This window comes from Microbacterium sp. NPDC089695, from assembly GCF_044749085.1.
Lineage (GTDB): Bacteria > Actinomycetota > Actinomycetes > Actinomycetales > Microbacteriaceae > Microbacterium.
Genome location: NZ_JBIVHG010000001.1, coordinates 1157164 through 1174729 on the forward strand (window position 1 = coordinate 1157164; position 17566 = coordinate 1174729).

The window sequence follows — 17566 nt, forward strand, 5'->3', positions numbered from 1 at the left end:
CCAGTTGCTCGCGCTGTCCCAGATACCGAACGGTCACCCAGAGCTGCGCGTCGCAATCGTCGCTGTTAGCGTGCTTCCGGAGGCACTCGTGAGTCATCGGCGGATCATCGAAGTTGTCGCGGCAGTTATCGAGCGCGACAGCGAGATTCTTGTGTGCCGACGGCGGCCCGAGAAAGCCGCCGGCGGGAAATGGGAGTTTCCCGGCGGGAAGCTGGAACCTGGAGAGACGAACTCTGAAGCTCTAGTGCGGGAGATACAAGAGGAACTCGGCGTCGCGATCGAGGTCACGGGACCGCTCCGCACGGACGACACCACCGTCGGCGAGAACGTGATTCGCCTCATCTGTCTCTGCGCCCGTCTCGTCGGCGAGGCGCCCACGCGAAGTGTCGATCATGATGAGCTTCGATGGGTTGCCCGGGCGGAGCTGCCGAGCCTCGATTGGGCTGCTCCCGATCTCCCCGCTGTGGCGCAACTGGCCGGTGTTGATATCAGTTGACGATGGCAAACCCGTCGTCGTCACGCACGACCAGCAGAATGTTGAGCTCGGAAAGCAAAGCCTCGATGTGAGCGACCGGCCTACTCGGGAGCAGGATGACGGGCACGGCCTTCCGTCCAGACTCACGAGCGAGCAGCGCGTAATCGAGCACCTGACCGATCGCGGCCCGCACGTATTCGCGCGCGGGTGACTTCTTCGCCTCGACGATCCACCCGGTTTCTTCGACATACAGATCGGGCTTGATGGTCGCGCCTGCCGAAGACAAGGCGAGGTCCTTCGGTGTCTCTCCTCGCTCCTCGATCCACAGCCCAAAATCGGCCTGCAGAGCGAACTCAATGCGTGAGGCGACTCTCTCAGCGGGCAGTGCGGGCGCACCCACTACGTATGACGACGATTCCGGAGCTGTCCACGAGCCAGTTCGAACCGCTGCGGCAGGTTGAATAGGCATCGGATCAAGTGCGACGACGTCAGCAACGACGGGGACGAGCTTGAAGATGATCCCTTCGCGGAGAGTTCCGTCGGAGTCGGGAATCCTCTGAATGCTGAACGGAGGCTCGCCCGTCGTGAACTCCCCCACATAGGTGACAGACGTGCCTTGCTTGGTGAAGAGGCGGATCGGTCGGCCGTTCGCGGCTGAGTCACGGAGCGCGGCGTTACCGCGAACGAACTCTTGATGACCGTACTGCCCCTCACCTGTGTACAGGAAGTAACCGTCCTCTTGAAGGCCCTCAAACGCGTCGTACCCGTGTCGCGCTCCGCTCTCCGGGCTTGTAATCACGAGGATGTCTGGGATCGCTCTAGGGGTGATGATGCCCCCTTGCTGTTGACCACCGTAGGCGGCGTGAATCTCGCGTCGGAGTACCGTGTCGCCGATCTCGAGAGTCCAGCTCTTCGGGTCGAGTGCACCCTGAGCTCTGCCGAGTCGCGATCGAACAGCATCCGCCTGACTTTCGCTCAGATCCCACCGCGTGACTCCCTCGGACAGGGTGCCATAAAGCTCGCGTAGTACTGCGCGAATGCGCTTCTGGCCGACGCTGAGTTCGAGCGATAGCTGGGCGGGGGTGATGGTGCTCACGAGTCGCAGCATATCGATATGCCGGTCCGTGACTAACGTGGAGCTCGCTGCCAAGAGCGCGTTGCTTTCGACACGGGGTGACGCGCCCGCAAACCTGGCGCGCGCGTCGGGTGCAGAAAACGCGTGAGGCACGACCACTTGTGAGCCTTGGGGTCGCGTGCGCAGCGAACAACCTTGTAATCGATCTGCCAGGATGAGCGCGTGAGGTCGGTCAACACAGCCAACAAGATCGGACGCGAGATCGGTCGAGACGCGCCCGATGTCTGGATACCGGACGAGGTGTTGCGGCGTCAGATTCGCCGAGTCATCGGTCCGCAGATCAAGCTGCACCGCTCAGACGAAGACAGGGCGCTTGAGTCGTACCAAGGGGGCCTCATCTTCGCCTCCATCGTCACCGTGTTCGCCCTGATCGCCACGGTGATCCTGATGCTCCCGAGGACGACAGTCGACTCGATGCCCGCGTTGATCACGATGCGCGGATTCATCGATCAGGTACCCCGTGAAATTGTGATCCTCGTCACAGCGGCGCTTCTCATGATCACGCTTGCACTGTCGTTTGGTGTCGCGGCGGCTAGCAAGCGCGCAAAGGAGGCGTACAGCTCGGCGGTGCGCGCGCTCTACGACGCCGCATTCCAGGGAGCAACCGCCGTCCTCGCAGGGCGTCGACAGCGAACCGGGATGTCCGTTGAAACTACTCGCGCCCGGGGTTTCCTTCCGCCGTCGCCTCGGCCACAGGGCGTAGACGCTCGAGGTGCTGAAGAGGTTGTCGCCCAGTGGATGCGACACCTGGGGGAGGCGGACGCTGAGTTGACGAGCTACACGGGCGACGGCGGCATCGACGTCACCGGAACGCGCTCTTTCGCGCAAGTGAAGCATTACGCGTCTTCGGTCGGCGTAGCGGCAGTGCGGGAACTCGCTGGAGTCGCAGCCAACGATCCTCGACGTCGACACGCGTTGTTCTTCACGAGTACGGGGTACGCGCGCGCCGCGCGAGAGTTCGCCGACACGGCCGGGATAGCGCTGTTCGTTTATGACGCGGAGCGCGGCGGCCTGGAAGCGATGAACGGTCTTGCGAAGACGCTGGTGCACAACGGGATCAGATAGGCGCGCCGCGGCTTAGATGCCATGACCCTGTACTCGAGTGATCTACCTGGGTAGATGCTGCTATCGATATCCGGCGTTTCGTCTCGCTCAACGACGGGGGGTGCCTCGTTCGGTCAACGGCCCGGGCGAGCGAATGTGACGTGGAGCCGTGCGACGGACGCTGCCAGTATCGCTCTATGCGTGCATCCGCAAGACTCCCGCTCAGCCTCATCTCGCTAGCGGCGACGGTCACGCTCGCGAGCGGGTGCACCGAGGTGACTACTCCCGCGCCGACCCACCTACCGACACCGTCCGCATCCCCGACGCCCTCGCCGTCCCGGGGGCCGTCGGCGACGCAGGCCGAATCTCAGCCCCGCTACGACGAGGCCGTGGCGACCTTTCCGTACGCGCTTCCCCCGGGCTACGCCTTTCCGGAGCAGGTGCCGTCGGTGGGCCGGATGCAGGAGTCGGTCACGGGAGCGAAGCCCGCGTTCCAGTACTGGGCCTGCGCGAATGTGGATGCGGCGTGGGACCGCGCGGATGAAGGCCGCCGAGACGAAGCCGAAGCACTGCTTCGGGCAGTGGGCGATGCGAAGGTCGCGTACCCCGAGTACCTCTCGGAGTTCGAGCTGAGGATCCCCCAGTGGGACAACGTGAACGAGCGCACCTCTGGCGAGAGCGGCCTGTGCAGTCAGTGGCTCGAGGCGCTGGTAGACGCGTCGTGAGACGGGATCCCGTTTCGTCTCGCTTCGCTCGCTCAACGACCAGAGGGAGTTCACGCCAACCGCTCACAACGGCCCGAGCACCCGCCCCACCTCCGTATCGAGCACGAACCCATCCAGCACCGCAAGCAGCTCCCGCTCCTCATACCGGAAGTGGCTCTCCATGATGGCGCCGATCCCCTCGAGATGAGCCTCCAACTCACGCGCAGTCGAACCAGTCGAGATCACCGACTGCAGCCCGCCGATCAGGTGGGAGATCATCGAATGGTCCTGCATGAGCTTGCGGATCGTGTCACCCAGCTCCGGATGTGCCTCGACGAGCGCGGGGAACAGCATCCGATCCTCGCCCTCGTGATGCCCGGTGAGCGCGGTGCAGAATCCGTGACAGAACAGCAGCAGGTCGCGCGACGCGACCTCCGCGGATGAACCGGACGCGACAGCATCCTGCGTCACCGCCAGCGCCTCGCGCAGCCGCGCATGCACGGCTCGCAGTTCATCGGCCCAGGCGATCAGCCTGGCCTTCTCGCCCTCAGACACCGGAGGGCGAAGAGTTCGACGGGGTCATGTCGCGCTCCTCGGGTCCCACGCCTCCATGCCTGGCACAGACTGCCACCGACACGCGACGCTGCGGCCACGGTAGCAGGTCGCGCCGTTCCCGTCCGCACCCCCCTTCGCCCGTAGCCCCGCGCCTCTTACCCTCGACCCATGGACATCACCGCCGAACGACTCGATGACTTCTTCGCGCGCTACGCCGGCTCGCTGACCGCGTTCGATGCGGATGCCGCGGCCGCGCTCTGGTCCACGCCCGGACTCGTCGTCGACGACAACGCCTCGATCGTCGCGGCATCCCGAGAGGAGATGGCCGCCGGCGTGCGGGCCTCGTATCCGCTGTACAAGCAGCTGGGGCTGGCGTCCGTCGACCACGAGTTGCTCGACCTCACCCGCGTGACCGAACGGCTCGCGTTCGCGCATGTGCGCTTCGTCTTCCGGGATGCCGACGGCGCACCGCTGACCGACACGACCAGTCACTACCTCCTGCGCGACGAAGACGGAGAGCTGCGCGCGACGGTCTGCGTCGAGACGGATGCCGCGGAGAACCTCCGCGCGCTCGCCGCCGAGAAGGGCGTGGAACTGCCGAGCGCGTGATCCGGGATGGGCTGATCTACCTGGGTAGATCGACCCATCGGCATTCGACTGCGCCTTCGGTAGCGTGGATGCACACCGAGACCTGAGGGGGAATCACGATGTCCGCAGAAGCGACCACCACATTCCATTCGAACGCCGACGCCGCCACCACGGCAGCCGCCGTGCAGCGCGTGCTCGCCGACAACAAGAGCACCGTCCTCGGGCAGAGCCCCGACGGCACTCAGATCGACTTTCAGACCAAGAAGACGATGTTCAGCTGGGAGCTCCTCGGCCGCGCGAACGTCGTGCCCGCGGCATCCGGTTCTGATGTGTACCTGTCGCTGAACGTGCACCACAACCGTCCGCCGGCACTCATGGACGGCGTGAAGAACAAGAAGGCCATCGAGAAGCTCGCAGGGCAGATTCAGGCGGCTATCGGCTGAAATTCCCGTCCGGCGCGAGCTCGGCGTCATGCTGCGCACTTCGCGTCTACAGCCGAATTGCATGTGGCGCGACGAGTCTCGGTGGGCTGTGGAGAAACGCGGGCCTCCTCGCGATAGATCGATTAGGTTCGTGGCCATGGCCGGATCGACACGCGTACGACGTCGCTCGCATGCAGGACTCGTACACCTGGCGATCGTCGTCTGGGGCGTGGTGTCTCTCGCTGCGGTGCTCCTCGCTCTCCCCGTGGGGGCCGCGCTCACCGCCGTGAACGGAATCTGTGCCATCGTGATGCGCGGGACGGAGCGCAAGCTCTTCGTCGCCCTCACGATCGCCGGCGTTCTTCTCTGCGCTGCATTGCTCCTGACTCTGGTAGCTGTGCGATTCTGACGGGATCGCCGATCTCGACCGGACTACAGAGATCACGACAACTTTGGATGCACCGTCGCGATCGGCAGTCACCTCTCCGGCCTGCGCGAAGGTGGCCTCTCGCCCGGATCGATGCATACCGATATATCGATCGTCCATAACAAACTGGCAACGCGAGCGCCAGCGTTCACAGCGTTCTGTCAGGATGAGCGCATGTCAACGCCGAACTACACTCCTGCTGGCTGGTACGACGACGGTTCTGGGCGGCAGCGCTGGTGGGACGGTCAGGCCTGGGGACAGTTCGCCGACGAGGCTCCCGCTTTCGCTTCCCAAGCCTCAGCCGCTCCTGCATACGCCGCCGCGGTGCTTCAGGGGGCATTGGTCGGCGAGAAGAAGCTCAACGTTCTCGCGTTGGTGTCTCTCATCGTTGCGGTGATCGGCTTCATCTTCGCCTGCGTTCCCGGAGCGCTGATCATCGGCTGGATTCTTCTTCCGATCGCGTTCGTCCTCAGCATCGTGTCGCTCTTCCTCAAAGGCGACAAGAAGTGGCTGGGCATCATCGCGCTCGTGCTCTCGATCGTCGGCACGATCGTCGGAGTCATGGTCTTCATCGGCGTGATCGCCAGATCCGTCGACGAAGCGTTTAGTGGTGGGGAGACGACCGTCACTCGCCCGGAAAGCACCACCGCAGCCGAAGCGCCCGAAGAGGGGGAGCCCGCGGCCGCTCCTCAGGGAACGCGTGAGAACCCGTATCCGCTCGGTTCAGAGGTCAGCAACGGGAACTGGTCGGTCGTCGTCAATGCCGTCAACCCAGACGGCAACCCGATCGTGGCCGCGGCCAACCAGTTCAACGAAGCCCCGCCTGCCGGCTCGCACTACGAGATCGTGACGTACACGATCACGTATCTGGGGGCGGATTCGGCGTCGTCGTCGGAAGTGGGAGTCGATGTCGTGACATCTGCGGGCAACGTCGTGAACAGCTACGACACCTTCGTCGCTCTCGATGACGAGTTCGGCTTTGAGGAACTTTTCACCGGCGCCACGGTCACCGGATCGCAGGCTTTCCTCATCCCCGACGGGCAGACCATCGTCGTACGCGTGAGCCCCGGCTACTTCGCCGACGAGTTCTTCGTCCAGCCCTGACGCCGTTTCCCGCGCGGCGGTTCTCCACGGATCTCCGCCCAATCCCCGGTGACCACGCGGCTGCTGTCATGATGGACGCCATGGCCATCTCCCTGCTCGATCGAGCGATCTACTCCTTTGCGGACGTCGATCGCCTCGTCGGTCTGCACGGCGGCACCGCGCGACGATGGCTCGACGGGTACACGCGAGCGGGCAAGTTCTACGAGCCGATCCTGCGCGAGTCGGCCACGGGCGACGATTCCGTCACCTGGGGCGAGATGGTCGAGGCTCGTCTCTTGGCGGAGTTCCGAGACCGAGAGGTCACGGTACAGAAGCTCCGCCCGGCGATCGAGCAGCTTCGCGAACGTTTCGGACGGTATCCGCTTGCGCTCGCGCGTCCATTCCTCGATGTCGAGGGACGCGAACTCGTCCAGGTCGTGCAGGAACAGGTCGGTCTCGAGAAGTCCCTCCAACTCGTCGTCGTGCGCAACGGTCAGAGCATGCTCACCGCCGCCACGGCGCGCTTCAGCGACGCGGTCACCTATGTCGATGGCGCTGCTGGGAGCATTCGTCCCGATGCGCGCACACCGTTCGTGGTGATGGACCCCGCCCGAACCTTCGGACAGCCCGCGATACGCAACGTGCGCACAGAGATCCTGGCGAGCGACTACAAAGCCGGGAGCTCGCGGGAAGAGCTCGCCGATCTCTACGACCTGTCGTCGGACCAGGTGGATGAAGCACTCCGCTTCGAGCTGATCGCGGGCAGCGACCGCGCGGCATGATGTCCCCGTTCTCGCCGCAGTACTTCGCGGACGAGAACGCCCTCGGGATGGCCAAGATACTGCAGCGCGCCGGACGCTCCGACATCCTGGCGCCGGGGCATCCGGACCTCCCTGACGTCCCGCTCGGCACACCCGATCTCGATTGGATGCCGGTCATCGGCGCCCGCGGGTTGATCGTCGTGACGCGCGATCGGAGGATCCGAACCCGCCCAGCGGAACTCGAGGCGTATCGGACACACGGCATCCGCTCGGTGTGGATCGGAGCGAAGAGAGACCTGCGTGCCGATGAGCAGGCCGCGCTTTTTCTCCGGCACGAGGAGAGGCTCGTGCGCGAGATCATCAAGCGCGGGCCCGGGCCGTGGGCTCTGGCACTCAATACGACCGGTCTGCGGCCGATCCATCTGAGCGAGTAGGAATCAACCCGGTTGATCCTGGTCGCGGCCAGCGCGTTTCGTCTCTCGCAGACCCGCGCTGAGCGAGCGCGTTTCGTCTCGCTTCGCTCGCTCAACGACCGAGGATGCTTCTACTCGAACCCGCCCGTCAACCGGCCCCGCATCCGCTGACTGCTCTCGTTCATCCCGACGATCTCCACGGTCTTCCCAAGCGCGTCGTACTTCGTCTCGATCGCGTCGAGCGCGGCGACGGTCGACGCATCCCACACATGCGATCGCGACAGATCCACCACCACCCGAGCGGGATCCTCCGAGTACGAGAACAACGTCGTCAGGTCGTTGCTCGACGCGAAGAACAGCTCCCCGTCCACGACATACGTGACGGAGTCACCAGAACCGGACACGGTCCGCGACACCGACACGAAGTGCGCCACCCGCCGCACGAACAGCACCGACGCGACCAGCACCCCACCGACCACTCCGATCGCGAGGTTGTGCGTCAGCAGCACCAGCACCACGGTCGCGACCATGACGAACGTCTCGCTCTTCGGCATCCGCTTGAGGGTCGACGGCTTCACGGAGTGCCAGTCGAACGCGCCGATCGCGACCATGATCATCACGGCGACGAGCGCGGCCATGGGGATGGTGCCAACGAAGTCTCCGAACACGACGACCAGCACGAACAGGAACACCCCGGCGAAGAACGTCGAGATGCGGGTCCGCGCGCCCGAGGCCTTCACGCCGATCATGGTCTGGCCGATGACCGCGCATCCGCCCATGCCGCCGAAGAAGCCCGACAGCATGTTCGCGACGCCCTGGCCCCACGACTCGCGCGTCTTGTTCGAGTGGGTGTCGGTGATCTCGTCGACGAGCTTCGCGGTGAGCAGCGACTCCATGAGACCGACGAGTGCGACCCCGAGCGCGAACGGCGCGATGATGCCGAACGTCTCCCACGTCCACGGGATGTCGGGCAGGAACAGCGACGGCAGACTCCGCGGCAGCTCGCCCTGATCTCCGACCGTGGGCACCGCGATGCCCATCGTCAGCACGACTGCGGTCACGATGATCACCGACACGAGAGGCGCCGGCACGATCTTCGTGATCCGCGGCATGACGATCATCACCAGGATGCCGAGTGCGACCAGCGGATACACCAGCCACGGCACGTCGATGAGCTGCGGGAACTGCGAGGTGAACACGAAGATCGCCAGCGCGTTCACGAACCCGACCATGACGCTGCGCGGGATGAACCGCATGAGCTTCGCGACCCCGAGCACCCCGAGGATCACCTGGAAGATGCCCGCCAGGATCACGGTCGCGATGAAGTAGTCCATCCCGTACGTCGGCGCGACGGGCGCGATCACGAGCGCCACGGCTCCGGTCGCCGCCGTGACCATCGCGGGCCTGCCGCCGAGGAACGCGATCGACACCGCCATGATGAACGACGAGAACAGCCCCACCTTCGGGTCGACCCCGGCGATCACCGAGAACGCGATCGCCTCCGGGATCAGCGCGAGCCCCACGACCAGCCCCGCCAGCACCTCGCGCGTCAGCATCCGCGGACTCTTCAGTGCATCGAGAACAGAGGGCTTCGCCCGGTAACGGGCGCGGTCGTTGACCGTGAGTGCAGACATGGGGGATGCTCCAGAGAAGGGCCACGCGAATGGGGCCGACAGTCCAGCGTAGAGCGGATGCCGGGGGTCGGCCGCCGTGCGGCATCCCGGGGCTCATGCGGGGCCGTCGTGCTGCGCGCTTCGCTCGGGAGAACGCGCTTGCCTCGGATGAAATCCGGGGATTCGGCCGAGGGAAGCGTGAATCACCGCGGGAAGCGGTCGTGGTCGGAGGCCGCGAGGGCGGAGCGTGAATGCCCTCGGGGGCAGAATGCGCAGGTGGGTACTACCTTGTACAGCTTTATGTGCGCTGTATGAGCAGGAATGGATGCCGATATGCTCCGCAGTTTGGTGACGGCATCCCCGTGGGCGGATACTCGACGCAGCCATGCCTCCCTCTGCCGCTGCCCCGGATATGACCATCGCCGTCCTCGGCGCCGGTCGTCTCGGCAGTGTCCTCACCCGCGCGCTCCGCGCCGCCGGCTACGACGTATCCGGTCCGCTGCGCCGCGAAGAGCGGATCCCCGACGTCGACCTCGCGATCCTCTGCGTGCCGGATGCCGCGATCGGCGACGCCGCGGCATCCGCCCGACCGCACGCCACGCGCATCGCCCACGTCTCCGGTGCCACCGGACTCGACGGTGTCGACCTCAGCATCCACCCGTTGCAGACGTTCACCGGCACCGAGCCGCCCGAGGTGTTCCACGGCATCGGTGCCGCGATCGACGGACGCACGGAGGCCGACCTGGCGCTCGCCGAACGACTCGCGACATCGCTCGGCATGAACGCGTTCCGCGTCGACGACGCGCACCGAGCGGGGTATCACGCCGCGGCATCCTTCGCGTCGAACTTCGTGCTCGCGGTGCTCGACGCCGCGGAGGAGCTCGCGAACGACGTCGGGGTCGAGCGCGCGCACCTCGTGCCGCTCGTGCAGCGCACCGTCGAGAACTGGGCCGCGTCCGGCGCGGCGCCCGTGCTCACCGGGCCGATCGCGCGGGGCGACGCGCGCACGCTCGCACGCCAGCGCGCAGCCGTCGACGAGCACGCGCCTCATCTGAACGACCTCTTCGACGATCTCGTGAACGCGACGCGGGCGCTGGCGTCCCGCACGCCCGCGACGACAGCGATCACGACCGGCGGGGCCGAATCGACAGTATCCGAGGGGAACGACGTATGAGGATCATCCGCACGATCGCCGAGGTGCGCGCCGCCGTGCACGAGGCCCGCGCCGCGGGGCGGACGGTCGGGCTCGTCCCCACGATGGGTGCGTTCCACGAGGGGCATCTGTCTCTCATGCGCGAGGCGCGCGCCGCGCACGACCTCGTCGTCGTGTCGCTTTTCGTGAACCCGACGCAGTTCGCGCCGAACGAGGATCTCAGCACCTACCCGCGCGACGAGGCCCGCGATGCTGCGCTCGCCGAGGCCGAGGGCGTCGACATCCTCTTCGCTCCGGCACCCGCCGAGGTCTACCCGGAAGGGTTCGCGACGAGCATCCATGTCGCGGGCGTGAGCGAGGTGCTCGACGGTGCGATCCGTGGCCCGCACCACTTCGACGGCGTCGCCACGGTCGTGACCAAGCTGTTCGGCATCGTGCGCCCCGACGCCGCGTACTTCGGGCAGAAGGATGCGCAGCAGGTGCTCGTCGTGCGCCGCGTCGTGCGCGACCTCGACCTCGACGTGCGGATCGTCGCCTGCCCGATCGTGCGCGAGGCCGACGGGCTGGCGATGAGCTCGCGCAACGTCTACCTCGACACGGATGCGCGCGCGCAGGCATCCGCGCTGAACCGCGCCCTCGATGCGGGAGCCGCCGCTCAGCGCTCGGGCGAGCCCATCGTGCCCGCGGCCCTGGCGGTGCTCGCCGAGGCCGCGATCGACCCGGAGTACCTGGAACTCCGGGATGCCGAGACTCTGGCGCCCGTCGAGACCGTCGACCGTGACGCGCTGCTGCTCGTCGCCGCACGCGTCGGCGCCGCCCGCCTGATCGACAACCACCTGCTGCGGGCGGGCGACGCCCCGGCATCCATCTCCGATTCCATCTCCGATTCCGCAGAGGAGGCCTCCGCATGAGCGCACACGCCGCTCCGACCCGACGCCTGACCATCGCCGACCTCGCACGCAAGAAGGATGCCGGTGAGCCGATCGTCATGGTCACGGCCTACGACCACCCGAGCGCGCAGATCGTCGAGTCGGCGGGCGTCGACATGGTGCTCGTGGGGGACTCCGCCGCGATGACCGTGCTCGGCTACGACAGCACGGTGCCCGTCACGACCGACGAGATGCTCATGCTCACGAAGGCCGTGCGACGGGGTCTCACGCGGCCGCTGCTGGTCGGCGATCTGCCGTTCGGGTCGTACGAAGCCTCCGACGCCCTCGCGCTCGAGACCGCACAGCGGTTCGTGAAGGAGGCCGGTGTCGACCTCGTGAAGATCGAGCGCGGCGGCACGACCGTCGACCGTGCCCGCGCGCTGGTGAATGCCGGCATCCCGGTGGTCGGGCATGTGGGGCTGACTCCGCAGACGGCCACGGCGCTCGGCGGATTCCGCGCGCAGGGACGCACGGCCGAGGCGGCGCTCGCCGTGATCGACGACGCGCTCGCGCTGCAGGATGCCGGGGTCTCGCTGATCGTCGTCGAGGCCGTGCCGTCGGCGGTGACCGCGGCTCTCGTGCCGTTGCTGCGGGTTCCGGTCGTCGGCATCGGCGCCGGCGCGGACGCCGACGGGCAGGTGCTCGTGTTCCACGACCTGCTCGGCATCTACGACGGGCCCGCTGCGGCCTTCGTGAAGAGATATGCCGATGTGCGGGGCGTGTCGGTCGACGGCGTCGCGGCGTACGCGCGCGAGGTGCGCTCGGGGGAGTACCCGGGCCCCGAGCACGGCTACGGGATGCCCGACGCCGAGGCCGCGCGGTTGCGGGAGCTGCTCGCGGGGCGATAGGTCTGGGCGGGATGGCCGGTTCCGGCATCCCTTCCCGGCCGTCGTATCGCAGGAGATCTCTCGAAATGAAGGATGCTTCCGAGTGGGTGCTCCTGCAGAGCGCGAGATCTCCTGTGGAGCGTGAGGTCGGGGTGGATGCGGGGCAGAGCCGCGGCCCGGACTACTCCGCCCGGCGGACCCGGAGCGTGAGAGCGACGAGGGCGAGAGCGATCACGACGACGCCGTAGCCGACGCAGACCGTGCCGAGGCCGAACACACCGACGAGGGTTCCGGCGACGACGGCGGGAACGGCGAAGGCGAGGTAGGCGAGCACGTAGATCACGGCGAAGGTGTCGGCGCGCGCGGTGGCGGGGATGCGTGGAGCGAGCGATCCGACGACACCGGAGAACGCGGTGCCGAAGCCCATTCCGGTGATCGCGGTGGCCGCGAGGTAGAACGGGAGGGATGCGACGCCCAGGGCGACGAGCGACAGCGCGGTGCCGATCGCGAGGGCCGCGGTGCCGAAGATCACGGACGTGCGTGGCGAGCGACGGCGGAGGGCGAACGCTGCGATCGCGCCGACGCCGGCCAGCATCGCGACCGACAGGCCCTGCCAGGTGTGCGCCTCGCCGCCGAGCTCGGTGCGCACGATGTTCGCGCCGAGCGAGAGGAAGAGTCCGCCCGTCGCCCATCCTGCGATGACGGCGGGGGCGCCGCGCCAGAAGTCCGCGCGGATGCTGGCAGGGATCGACAGCCGAAAGCTCAGCGACGCCCACGCTCCCGGGCGGAGCGGCGCGGTCTCGGGGGCGAGGAGGAACAGCGCGGCGAGCACGAGATAGGCGACCGTGAGCGGGGCGAACACGTCGAGCAGAGGTTCGCCGGTCGCGTCGAGCGCGATGCCGGCGACGAGGGCTCCGAGGGCGAGTCCGATGCCGGGGCTCAGCGCGTTCCACAGGGCGGCCGTGCGGGAGCGGCCGCCGGGAGCGAGGTCGAGGGCGGCGGCCGAGAGCGCGGCGATCAGGACGCCGCTCGCCGCGCCCTGGAGGATCCGCGCGAGCACGAGCGTCGCGATCGTGTCGGCATGCCAGAACAGCACCATGCTGCCGGCGAGGAGGAGGAGTCCGCCGATCACGACCGGGCGGCGACCGACGTGGTCGGAGAGCGACCCCGCGGTCAGCAGGGCCAGCAGCAGGGCGATCGCGTAGACGGCGAACACGGCGCTGATCACGATCGCGTCGAAGCCGATCTCGGCGGCGAGCACCGGATAGAACGGCGAGGGTGCGCTCGCCCCCATCATCATCGCGATCTGGGTGCCGACGGCGAGGGCGAACCCCAGGCGCGCGCGGCGCGGGGCTGTGATGTCGGCGGTCGATGTGACGATCGGCTGGGTGGTGGTCATGGGGCTCCTCGGGAGGTTGCGCTGCGGCATCCGCTGTTCGAGAATCATCGAACCGTCGTGACGTTACTCGCCTTGCGGCGATTGTTCAACTATTCTCGAACTATGCCTGGCGACCTGCCTCACCCGGATCGCTCCGAGATCCAGCTGACCGATGTGCTCTTCGCGCTCAGCGACCCCGAGCGTCTCGCGATCGCGCGGCAGCTGGCCGACGGCCCGCTCGACATGGCCGCGTGTCACGCCACCGATCCGAACCTCCCGAAGTCCACGAAGTCGCACTTCATGAAGGTGCTGCGCGAGGCCGGCGTGATCCGCAACGAGCCGAACGGCAGACGGCGGATGCTGACGCTGCGCCGCGACGACCTGGATCAGCGTTTTCCGGGGCTGCTGGACTCGGTGCTGCGGGGCTGAGGGGTGGGAGCGGTCCGGCTTGCGTTCGTCGGGTCGCGGTCTCGTGGTCTCGTGGTCTCGTGGTCTCTGGGCTGCGCTCGTCGCCCTGAGCCGATATCTTGAAGTGCCGGTACTATTCGTACATATCTTCGAAACTCACGCCTCTCGCAACCTAAAATAGAGGCATGGCAACTCTGACCGCGCTGCACGAGGCGATGACCCGCCTCGACGAGGTGTGGGCGGAATGCGACGACATCCGTTCGCTCTCGCGCGCGCAGCTTCTGGCGGTCAACGGCGCCGTGGATGCGCTCAAGAGACGGCTCGATGCCGTGCACGTCGACGTCGCTGCGCGGATCGCTGAGGAGTCGCGCAGCGAGCTCGGTGCCGACAGTCTCGCGAAGCAGCAGGGGTACAGGTCATCGGCGAAGCTCATCGCCGCGAGTACGGGCATGTCGACGGGCGATGCCTCACGACTGATCAAGGTCGGCGAGGCGACGGCGCCGCGGGCCGACCTGCTCGGCGCCCCGCTGCCGGCGAAATACCCTCTCGTGCGCGCGGCGCTCGGGGCCGGGGAGGTGAGCGTGCCGAGTGCGGCGCTCATCGTGGCGCTGCTCGAGCGTTGCCGCATCGCCGTCGGGCGCGACCGCACGTCGGAGGCTGAGCAGGTGCTCGTCGAGGGCGCCCGCGGACTCAGTCTCGACGATGTTCGGCGGCTGGTGACGCGAGCCGAGGCGTGGCTCGTGCCCGACGGCGTCGAGCCACGGGCCGGCGAACAGCGCGCCCAGCGCTCGCTGACGATCTTCGAACGAGACGGGATGGTGCATCTCGATGCTCGGCTCGATGCAGAATCGGCGGCTCCGGTGGTCACGGCGATCCGCGGTTACGTCTCTGCGGCGTTCGCGGCGCGCAAGGATGCCGCTGTCCCGGATGCACCCGATGCCGACCGTCGCACGGTTCCGATGCTGCAGGCGGATGCGCTCTCCCTGTTCTGCGCGCACGTCCTCGGATGCGAAGAGCGACTGCCGCTCGGCGGAGCGACCGTCGTGGTGCGCGTCGCTCTCTCCGACCTCGAATCCGGCGGTGGAACGGCGGAGATCGACGGACTGGATCACCCCGTCGGCGTCGGGGCGGCGCGGCGGATGGCGGCCGGTGGAGGAGTCATCCCCTGCGTGCTCGGCGGTGACAGCGAGATCCTCGATTGGGGTCGAGAAAAGCGCCTCTTCACCAAGGCCCAACGGTTGGCGCTCGTCGAACGTGATGGGGGATGCGCGATGTGTGCGCTCCCGCCGCAGATGACCAAAGCCCATCACATCCGCTGGTGGAGTCGAGATCGAGGACCGACCGATCTGGGCAACGGGGTGCTGCTGTGCGAGACATGTCATCACCGGGTCCACGACAACGAATGGGAGATCTGCATCGATGGCCCCGGCGTCGACGGGCGGGTGTGGTTCGTGCCGCCGCGGTGGGTCGATCCCGACCGGACACCCAGGCTCGGAGGGCGCGCGCGATTCGATGCGGGAAGGGTGCTCGCGCGTGTCGCGTGAGTGCGCTGAGCCACTGGCTCATCGATGCTCGAGTGCCGAGTCTGTTGCACGACCGCGAATCGACGTTCGTCGGCGACCCCGCTCAGCGGAAGTAGGACGCGCCGTTCAGGTCGAGCACGGTGCCGGAGGCCCATACGGCGCCGGGACTGGTGAGGTAGGCGACGGCGTCGGCGACCTCCTCGGGCGTGCCGACGCGTGCGAACGGGCTCTGGCCGCGGATGCCGTCGCCCGCCACGCCGTCGAGCTTCGACGCCTGCCGTTCGGTCGCGATCATGCCCGGAGCCACCGACGTGACGGAGATGCCGTGCGGCGCGAGCACGAGTGCCATCGACTGACCGAACGCGTGAAGCGCCGCCTTCGTGGCTGCATACGCGGGGTGATCGGGCTCGCCTCGGAACGCACCCCTCGATCCGACGTTGACGATCGCACCACCGCTGCCCCGAGCGATCATGTGCTGCGCCACCAGCATGGTCACGTTCGATGCCCCGAGCAGATTCACCGCGACCATGTCCGACCACGCGCGTTGCCACGCGGCGAACGACACGTCATCGACCCTGTGGGCGTTCCCGGCGCTCGGCGCGACGGCCGCGTTGTTCACCAGGACGCTGATCGATCCGAGGCCCTCGATCGCCGCATCCACCACGGTCTGCGCGCCCGCCGGGTCGCCGAGGTCGCCACCGACGACGACGTGCCCCGAGCCGTCCAGCGATGCGAGCGTCCGCTCTGCGGCACCCCGGTCGCGCCCGTAGTGCACCGCCACCCGATCACCGCGACGTGCGAACGCCTGCGCGACCGCACGACCGATTCCGCGGGATGCTCCGGTGACGAGAGCGGTGCCCGGATCAGGGCGCGATTCGGCGGCCATGTCAGGAGGCGACCCGGCCGTGCGTCAGGCGCTCCGGCTCGATCTCCGACCACACCGCGTCGAGTGACAGGTGCAGCACCCCGGCGATCGCGGCGATGGTCGAGAACGCGGGGGTCGCGACGCGACCCGACTCGATCTTGCGCAGCGTCTCGGGCGAGACCCCGGCATCGAGCGCGACGCTCAGCATCGACCGATCCCCGCGTGCGCGACGCAGCAACGCGCCGAGGCGTTCCCCGCGCTCGATCTCGGCAGGGCTCAGCGGTAGACGCACCATCATGCGCCCATAGTAATACCGGGATAGTCTTACCGGGATAGTTATACCGAACGGAGCGAGCATGATCGAGATCCTCACCCCTGCCCAGATCGACCGGGCGCGCGACACCGGCGCGCTGGTCGGCGGCATCCTTCAGACGCTCGAGAAGCGCGCGGCGGTCGGCGTCAACCTGCTCGACCTCGACCGCTGGGCGAAGGAGCTGATCGCAGGTGCCGGGGCCGAGTCCTGCTACGTCGATTACGCCCCGTCGTTCGGCCGCGGACCGTTCGGGCACTACGTCTGCACCGCGGTGAACGACGCCGTGCTGCACGGGATGCCCCACGACTACCGCCTCGCCGACGGCGACCTCCTCACGCTCGACCTGGCCGTGACCCTGCGAGGCGTCGCGGCGGACGCTGCGATCAGCTTCACGGTCGGCGAGTCCGCGGCATCCGACGATGTCGCGATGATCGACGCGACCGAACGCGCCCTCGCGGCCGGCATCGCCGCGGCCCGTCCCGGTGCCCGGATCGGTGATCTCTCGCACGCGATCGGCACAGTGCTGCACGATGCCGGCTACGCGATCAACGGCGAGTTCGGCGGCCACGGCATCGGCTCGACCATGCACCAGGATCCGCACGTCGCGAACGACGGACGTCCGGGTCGCGGCTACGTGCTGCGCCCCGGGTTGCTCCTGGCGCTCGAGCCCTGGGTGATGCACGACACCGATCGGCTGGTGACCGATGCCGACGGCTGGACGCTCCGCAGTGCGACCGGATGCCGCACAGCGCACACCGAGCACACGATCGCGATCCTCGACGACGGCGCCGAGGTGCTCACACTCCCGCGGTGAGGTGAGGTGAGGTGAGGTGAGGTGAGGTGGGAGGGATGTCGACCGCGGGCGCATCTGCAGGAGTCGGGCACGGATGCAGGATCGTACGGCCGGAACAGTCCTGCAACCGTGCGTCGGTCCTGCATCCGTGCTTCAG

General features: G+C 67.5%; 21 protein-coding genes. 15 read left to right on the forward strand and 6 right to left on the reverse strand.

All coding sequences use genetic code 11. From position 1 onward, the window contains the following. Positions 1-4: 4 nt before the first annotated feature. Positions 5-496 (forward strand): (deoxy)nucleoside triphosphate pyrophosphohydrolase, encoded by a 492-nt coding sequence (locus ACIPYT_RS05700; RefSeq protein WP_401071500.1) that lies wholly within the window; start codon positions 5-7, stop codon positions 494-496. Here ACIPYT_RS05700 and ACIPYT_RS05705 read toward each other — a convergent pair. Further along, the gene (locus tag ACIPYT_RS05705) at positions 489-1571 is read right to left on the reverse strand and encodes a hypothetical protein (protein ID WP_401071502.1); all 1083 of its coding nucleotides are present in this window, start codon (positions 1569-1571) and stop codon (positions 489-491) included. The two genes, ACIPYT_RS05700 and ACIPYT_RS05705, sit on opposite strands and share 8 nt — an antisense overlap. A gap of 201 nt (positions 1572-1772) precedes the next feature. On the opposite strand from ACIPYT_RS05705, the gene ACIPYT_RS05710 reads away from it, so the two are divergent. Then, a complete protein-coding gene (locus ACIPYT_RS05710) occupies positions 1773-2675 on the forward strand; it encodes a restriction endonuclease (protein ID WP_401071504.1) in 903 nt (300 codons plus the stop codon). A 368-nt stretch (positions 2676-3043) separates the two neighbouring features. Then, positions 3044-3379, forward strand: a complete 336-nt coding sequence (locus tag ACIPYT_RS05715; protein ID WP_401071506.1) for a hypothetical protein — start codon at positions 3044-3046, stop codon at positions 3377-3379. A 63-nt stretch (positions 3380-3442) separates the two neighbouring features. Here ACIPYT_RS05715 and ACIPYT_RS05720 read toward each other — a convergent pair whose 3' ends face one another. Then, positions 3443-3913, reverse strand: a complete 471-nt coding sequence (locus tag ACIPYT_RS05720) for a hemerythrin domain-containing protein (RefSeq protein ID WP_401071508.1) — start codon at positions 3911-3913, stop codon at positions 3443-3445. A gap of 168 nt (positions 3914-4081) precedes the next feature. On the opposite strand from ACIPYT_RS05720, the gene ACIPYT_RS05725 reads away from it, so the two are divergent. From ACIPYT_RS05725 to ACIPYT_RS05750, 6 genes are all read left to right on the forward strand, one after another. After that, positions 4082-4522, forward strand: coding sequence for a hypothetical protein (locus ACIPYT_RS05725; RefSeq protein WP_401071510.1), 441 nt, complete (start codon positions 4082-4084; stop codon positions 4520-4522). A 98-nt stretch (positions 4523-4620) separates the two neighbouring features. Beyond that, positions 4621-4944 (forward strand): hypothetical protein, encoded by a 324-nt coding sequence (locus ACIPYT_RS05730; RefSeq protein ID WP_401071512.1) that lies wholly within the window; start codon positions 4621-4623, stop codon positions 4942-4944. Between the two features lie 136 nt (positions 4945-5080). Further along, positions 5081-5332: a hypothetical protein gene (locus ACIPYT_RS05735; RefSeq protein WP_401071514.1), complete on the forward strand. Its 252-nt coding sequence runs from the start codon at positions 5081-5083 to the stop codon at positions 5330-5332. A 111-nt stretch (positions 5333-5443) separates the two neighbouring features. Next, positions 5444-6454 (forward strand): hypothetical protein, encoded by a 1011-nt coding sequence (locus ACIPYT_RS05740; RefSeq protein WP_401071516.1) that lies wholly within the window; start codon positions 5444-5446, stop codon positions 6452-6454. An 80-nt stretch (positions 6455-6534) separates the two neighbouring features. Next, positions 6535-7215 carry a DUF433 domain-containing protein gene (locus ACIPYT_RS05745; RefSeq protein WP_401071518.1) on the forward strand — a complete coding sequence of 227 codons (681 nt, stop codon included), beginning with the start codon at positions 6535-6537 and terminating at the stop codon, positions 7213-7215. Beyond that, entirely contained in the window at positions 7212-7628 is a 417-nt protein-coding gene (locus tag ACIPYT_RS05750; protein WP_401071520.1) for a hypothetical protein, read from the forward strand. The genes ACIPYT_RS05745 and ACIPYT_RS05750 overlap by 4 nt, the downstream gene beginning before the upstream one ends. A gap of 110 nt (positions 7629-7738) precedes the next feature. Here the strand turns inward: ACIPYT_RS05750 and ACIPYT_RS05755 are convergent, their stop codons facing one another. Beyond that, positions 7739-9241 (reverse strand): SulP family inorganic anion transporter, encoded by a 1503-nt coding sequence (locus ACIPYT_RS05755; RefSeq protein WP_401071522.1) that lies wholly within the window; start codon positions 9239-9241, stop codon positions 7739-7741. A gap of 391 nt (positions 9242-9632) precedes the next feature. Here ACIPYT_RS05755 and ACIPYT_RS05760 point away from each other — a divergent pair, with 391 nt between their 5' ends. From ACIPYT_RS05760 to panB, 3 genes are read left to right on the forward strand one after another with little or no spacing between them, the layout of a single operon-like run. Further along, positions 9633-10394: a DUF2520 domain-containing protein gene (locus tag ACIPYT_RS05760; protein ID WP_401071523.1), complete on the forward strand. Its 762-nt coding sequence runs from the start codon at positions 9633-9635 to the stop codon at positions 10392-10394. Continuing rightward, a complete protein-coding gene (gene panC / locus ACIPYT_RS05765; RefSeq protein ID WP_401071524.1) occupies positions 10391-11284 on the forward strand; it encodes a pantoate--beta-alanine ligase in 894 nt (297 codons plus the stop codon). Before ACIPYT_RS05760 ends, panC begins: the two co-directional genes overlap by 4 nt. Then, entirely contained in the window at positions 11281-12150 is an 870-nt protein-coding gene (panB, locus tag ACIPYT_RS05770) for a 3-methyl-2-oxobutanoate hydroxymethyltransferase (RefSeq protein WP_401071525.1), read from the forward strand. Before panC ends, panB begins: the two co-directional genes overlap by 4 nt. A 160-nt stretch (positions 12151-12310) precedes the next feature. Here panB and ACIPYT_RS05775 read toward each other — a convergent pair whose 3' ends face one another. After that, positions 12311-13528: an MFS transporter gene (locus tag ACIPYT_RS05775; RefSeq protein ID WP_401071526.1), complete on the reverse strand. Its 1218-nt coding sequence runs from the start codon at positions 13526-13528 to the stop codon at positions 12311-12313. 102 nt (positions 13529-13630) lie between these two features. Here ACIPYT_RS05775 and ACIPYT_RS05780 point away from each other — a divergent pair, with 102 nt between their 5' ends. Both ACIPYT_RS05780 and ACIPYT_RS05785 read left to right on the forward strand, forming a co-directional pair. Beyond that, on the forward strand, positions 13631-13936 hold the full coding sequence (locus ACIPYT_RS05780; protein ID WP_401071527.1) for an ArsR/SmtB family transcription factor: 306 nt from the start codon (positions 13631-13633) through the stop codon (positions 13934-13936). Between the two features lie 164 nt (positions 13937-14100). Then, positions 14101-15459: a DUF222 domain-containing protein gene (locus tag ACIPYT_RS05785; protein ID WP_401071528.1), complete on the forward strand. Its 1359-nt coding sequence runs from the start codon at positions 14101-14103 to the stop codon at positions 15457-15459. An 82-nt stretch (positions 15460-15541) separates the two neighbouring features. Here the strand turns inward: ACIPYT_RS05785 and ACIPYT_RS05790 are convergent, their stop codons facing one another. Then, positions 15542-16324 (reverse strand): SDR family NAD(P)-dependent oxidoreductase, encoded by a 783-nt coding sequence (locus tag ACIPYT_RS05790; RefSeq protein WP_401071529.1) that lies wholly within the window; start codon positions 16322-16324, stop codon positions 15542-15544. Between the two features lies 1 nt (position 16325). Then, on the reverse strand, positions 16326-16598 hold the full coding sequence (locus ACIPYT_RS05795) for a helix-turn-helix domain-containing protein (protein WP_401074748.1): 273 nt from the start codon (positions 16596-16598) through the stop codon (positions 16326-16328). A gap of 61 nt (positions 16599-16659) precedes the next feature. Here ACIPYT_RS05795 and map point away from each other — a divergent pair, with 61 nt between their 5' ends. Next, complete coding sequence (gene map, locus ACIPYT_RS05800) at positions 16660-17430, forward strand: type I methionyl aminopeptidase (protein WP_401071530.1); 771 nt, start codon at positions 16660-16662, stop codon at positions 17428-17430. The last annotated feature ends 136 nt before the right edge of the window (positions 17431-17566 follow it).

Excerpts from the sequence above, each read along its gene's own strand:
- ACIPYT_RS05725 (WP_401071510.1), top strand. The coding sequence starts at position 4,082 with ATGGACATCACCGCCGAACGACTCGATGACTTCTTCGCGCGCTACGCC.
- ACIPYT_RS05730 (WP_401071512.1), top strand. The coding sequence starts at position 4,621 with ATGTCCGCAGAAGCGACCACCACATTCCATTCGAACGCCGACGCCGCC.
- ACIPYT_RS05735 (WP_401071514.1), top strand. The coding sequence starts at position 5,081 with ATGGCCGGATCGACACGCGTACGACGTCGCTCGCATGCAGGACTCGTA.
- ACIPYT_RS05740 (WP_401071516.1), top strand. The coding sequence starts at position 5,444 with ATGCATACCGATATATCGATCGTCCATAACAAACTGGCAACGCGAGCG.
- ACIPYT_RS05745 (WP_401071518.1), top strand. The coding sequence starts at position 6,535 with ATGGCCATCTCCCTGCTCGATCGAGCGATCTACTCCTTTGCGGACGTC.
- ACIPYT_RS05750 (WP_401071520.1), top strand. The coding sequence starts at position 7,212 with ATGATGTCCCCGTTCTCGCCGCAGTACTTCGCGGACGAGAACGCCCTC.
- ACIPYT_RS05755 (WP_401071522.1), bottom strand. The coding sequence starts at position 9,241 with ATGTCTGCACTCACGGTCAACGACCGCGCCCGTTACCGGGCGAAGCCC.
- ACIPYT_RS05760 (WP_401071523.1), top strand. The coding sequence starts at position 9,633 with ATGACCATCGCCGTCCTCGGCGCCGGTCGTCTCGGCAGTGTCCTCACC.
- panC (WP_401071524.1), top strand. The coding sequence starts at position 10,391 with ATGAGGATCATCCGCACGATCGCCGAGGTGCGCGCCGCCGTGCACGAG.
- panB (WP_401071525.1), top strand. The coding sequence starts at position 11,281 with ATGAGCGCACACGCCGCTCCGACCCGACGCCTGACCATCGCCGACCTC.
- ACIPYT_RS05775 (WP_401071526.1), bottom strand. The coding sequence starts at position 13,528 with ATGACCACCACCCAGCCGATCGTCACATCGACCGCCGACATCACAGCC.
- ACIPYT_RS05780 (WP_401071527.1), top strand. The coding sequence starts at position 13,631 with ATGCCTGGCGACCTGCCTCACCCGGATCGCTCCGAGATCCAGCTGACC.
- ACIPYT_RS05785 (WP_401071528.1), top strand. The coding sequence starts at position 14,101 with ATGGCAACTCTGACCGCGCTGCACGAGGCGATGACCCGCCTCGACGAG.
- ACIPYT_RS05790 (WP_401071529.1), bottom strand. The coding sequence starts at position 16,324 with ATGGCCGCCGAATCGCGCCCTGATCCGGGCACCGCTCTCGTCACCGGA.
- ACIPYT_RS05795 (WP_401074748.1), bottom strand. The coding sequence starts at position 16,598 with ATGGTGCGTCTACCGCTGAGCCCTGCCGAGATCGAGCGCGGGGAACGC.
- map (WP_401071530.1), top strand. The coding sequence starts at position 16,660 with ATGATCGAGATCCTCACCCCTGCCCAGATCGACCGGGCGCGCGACACC.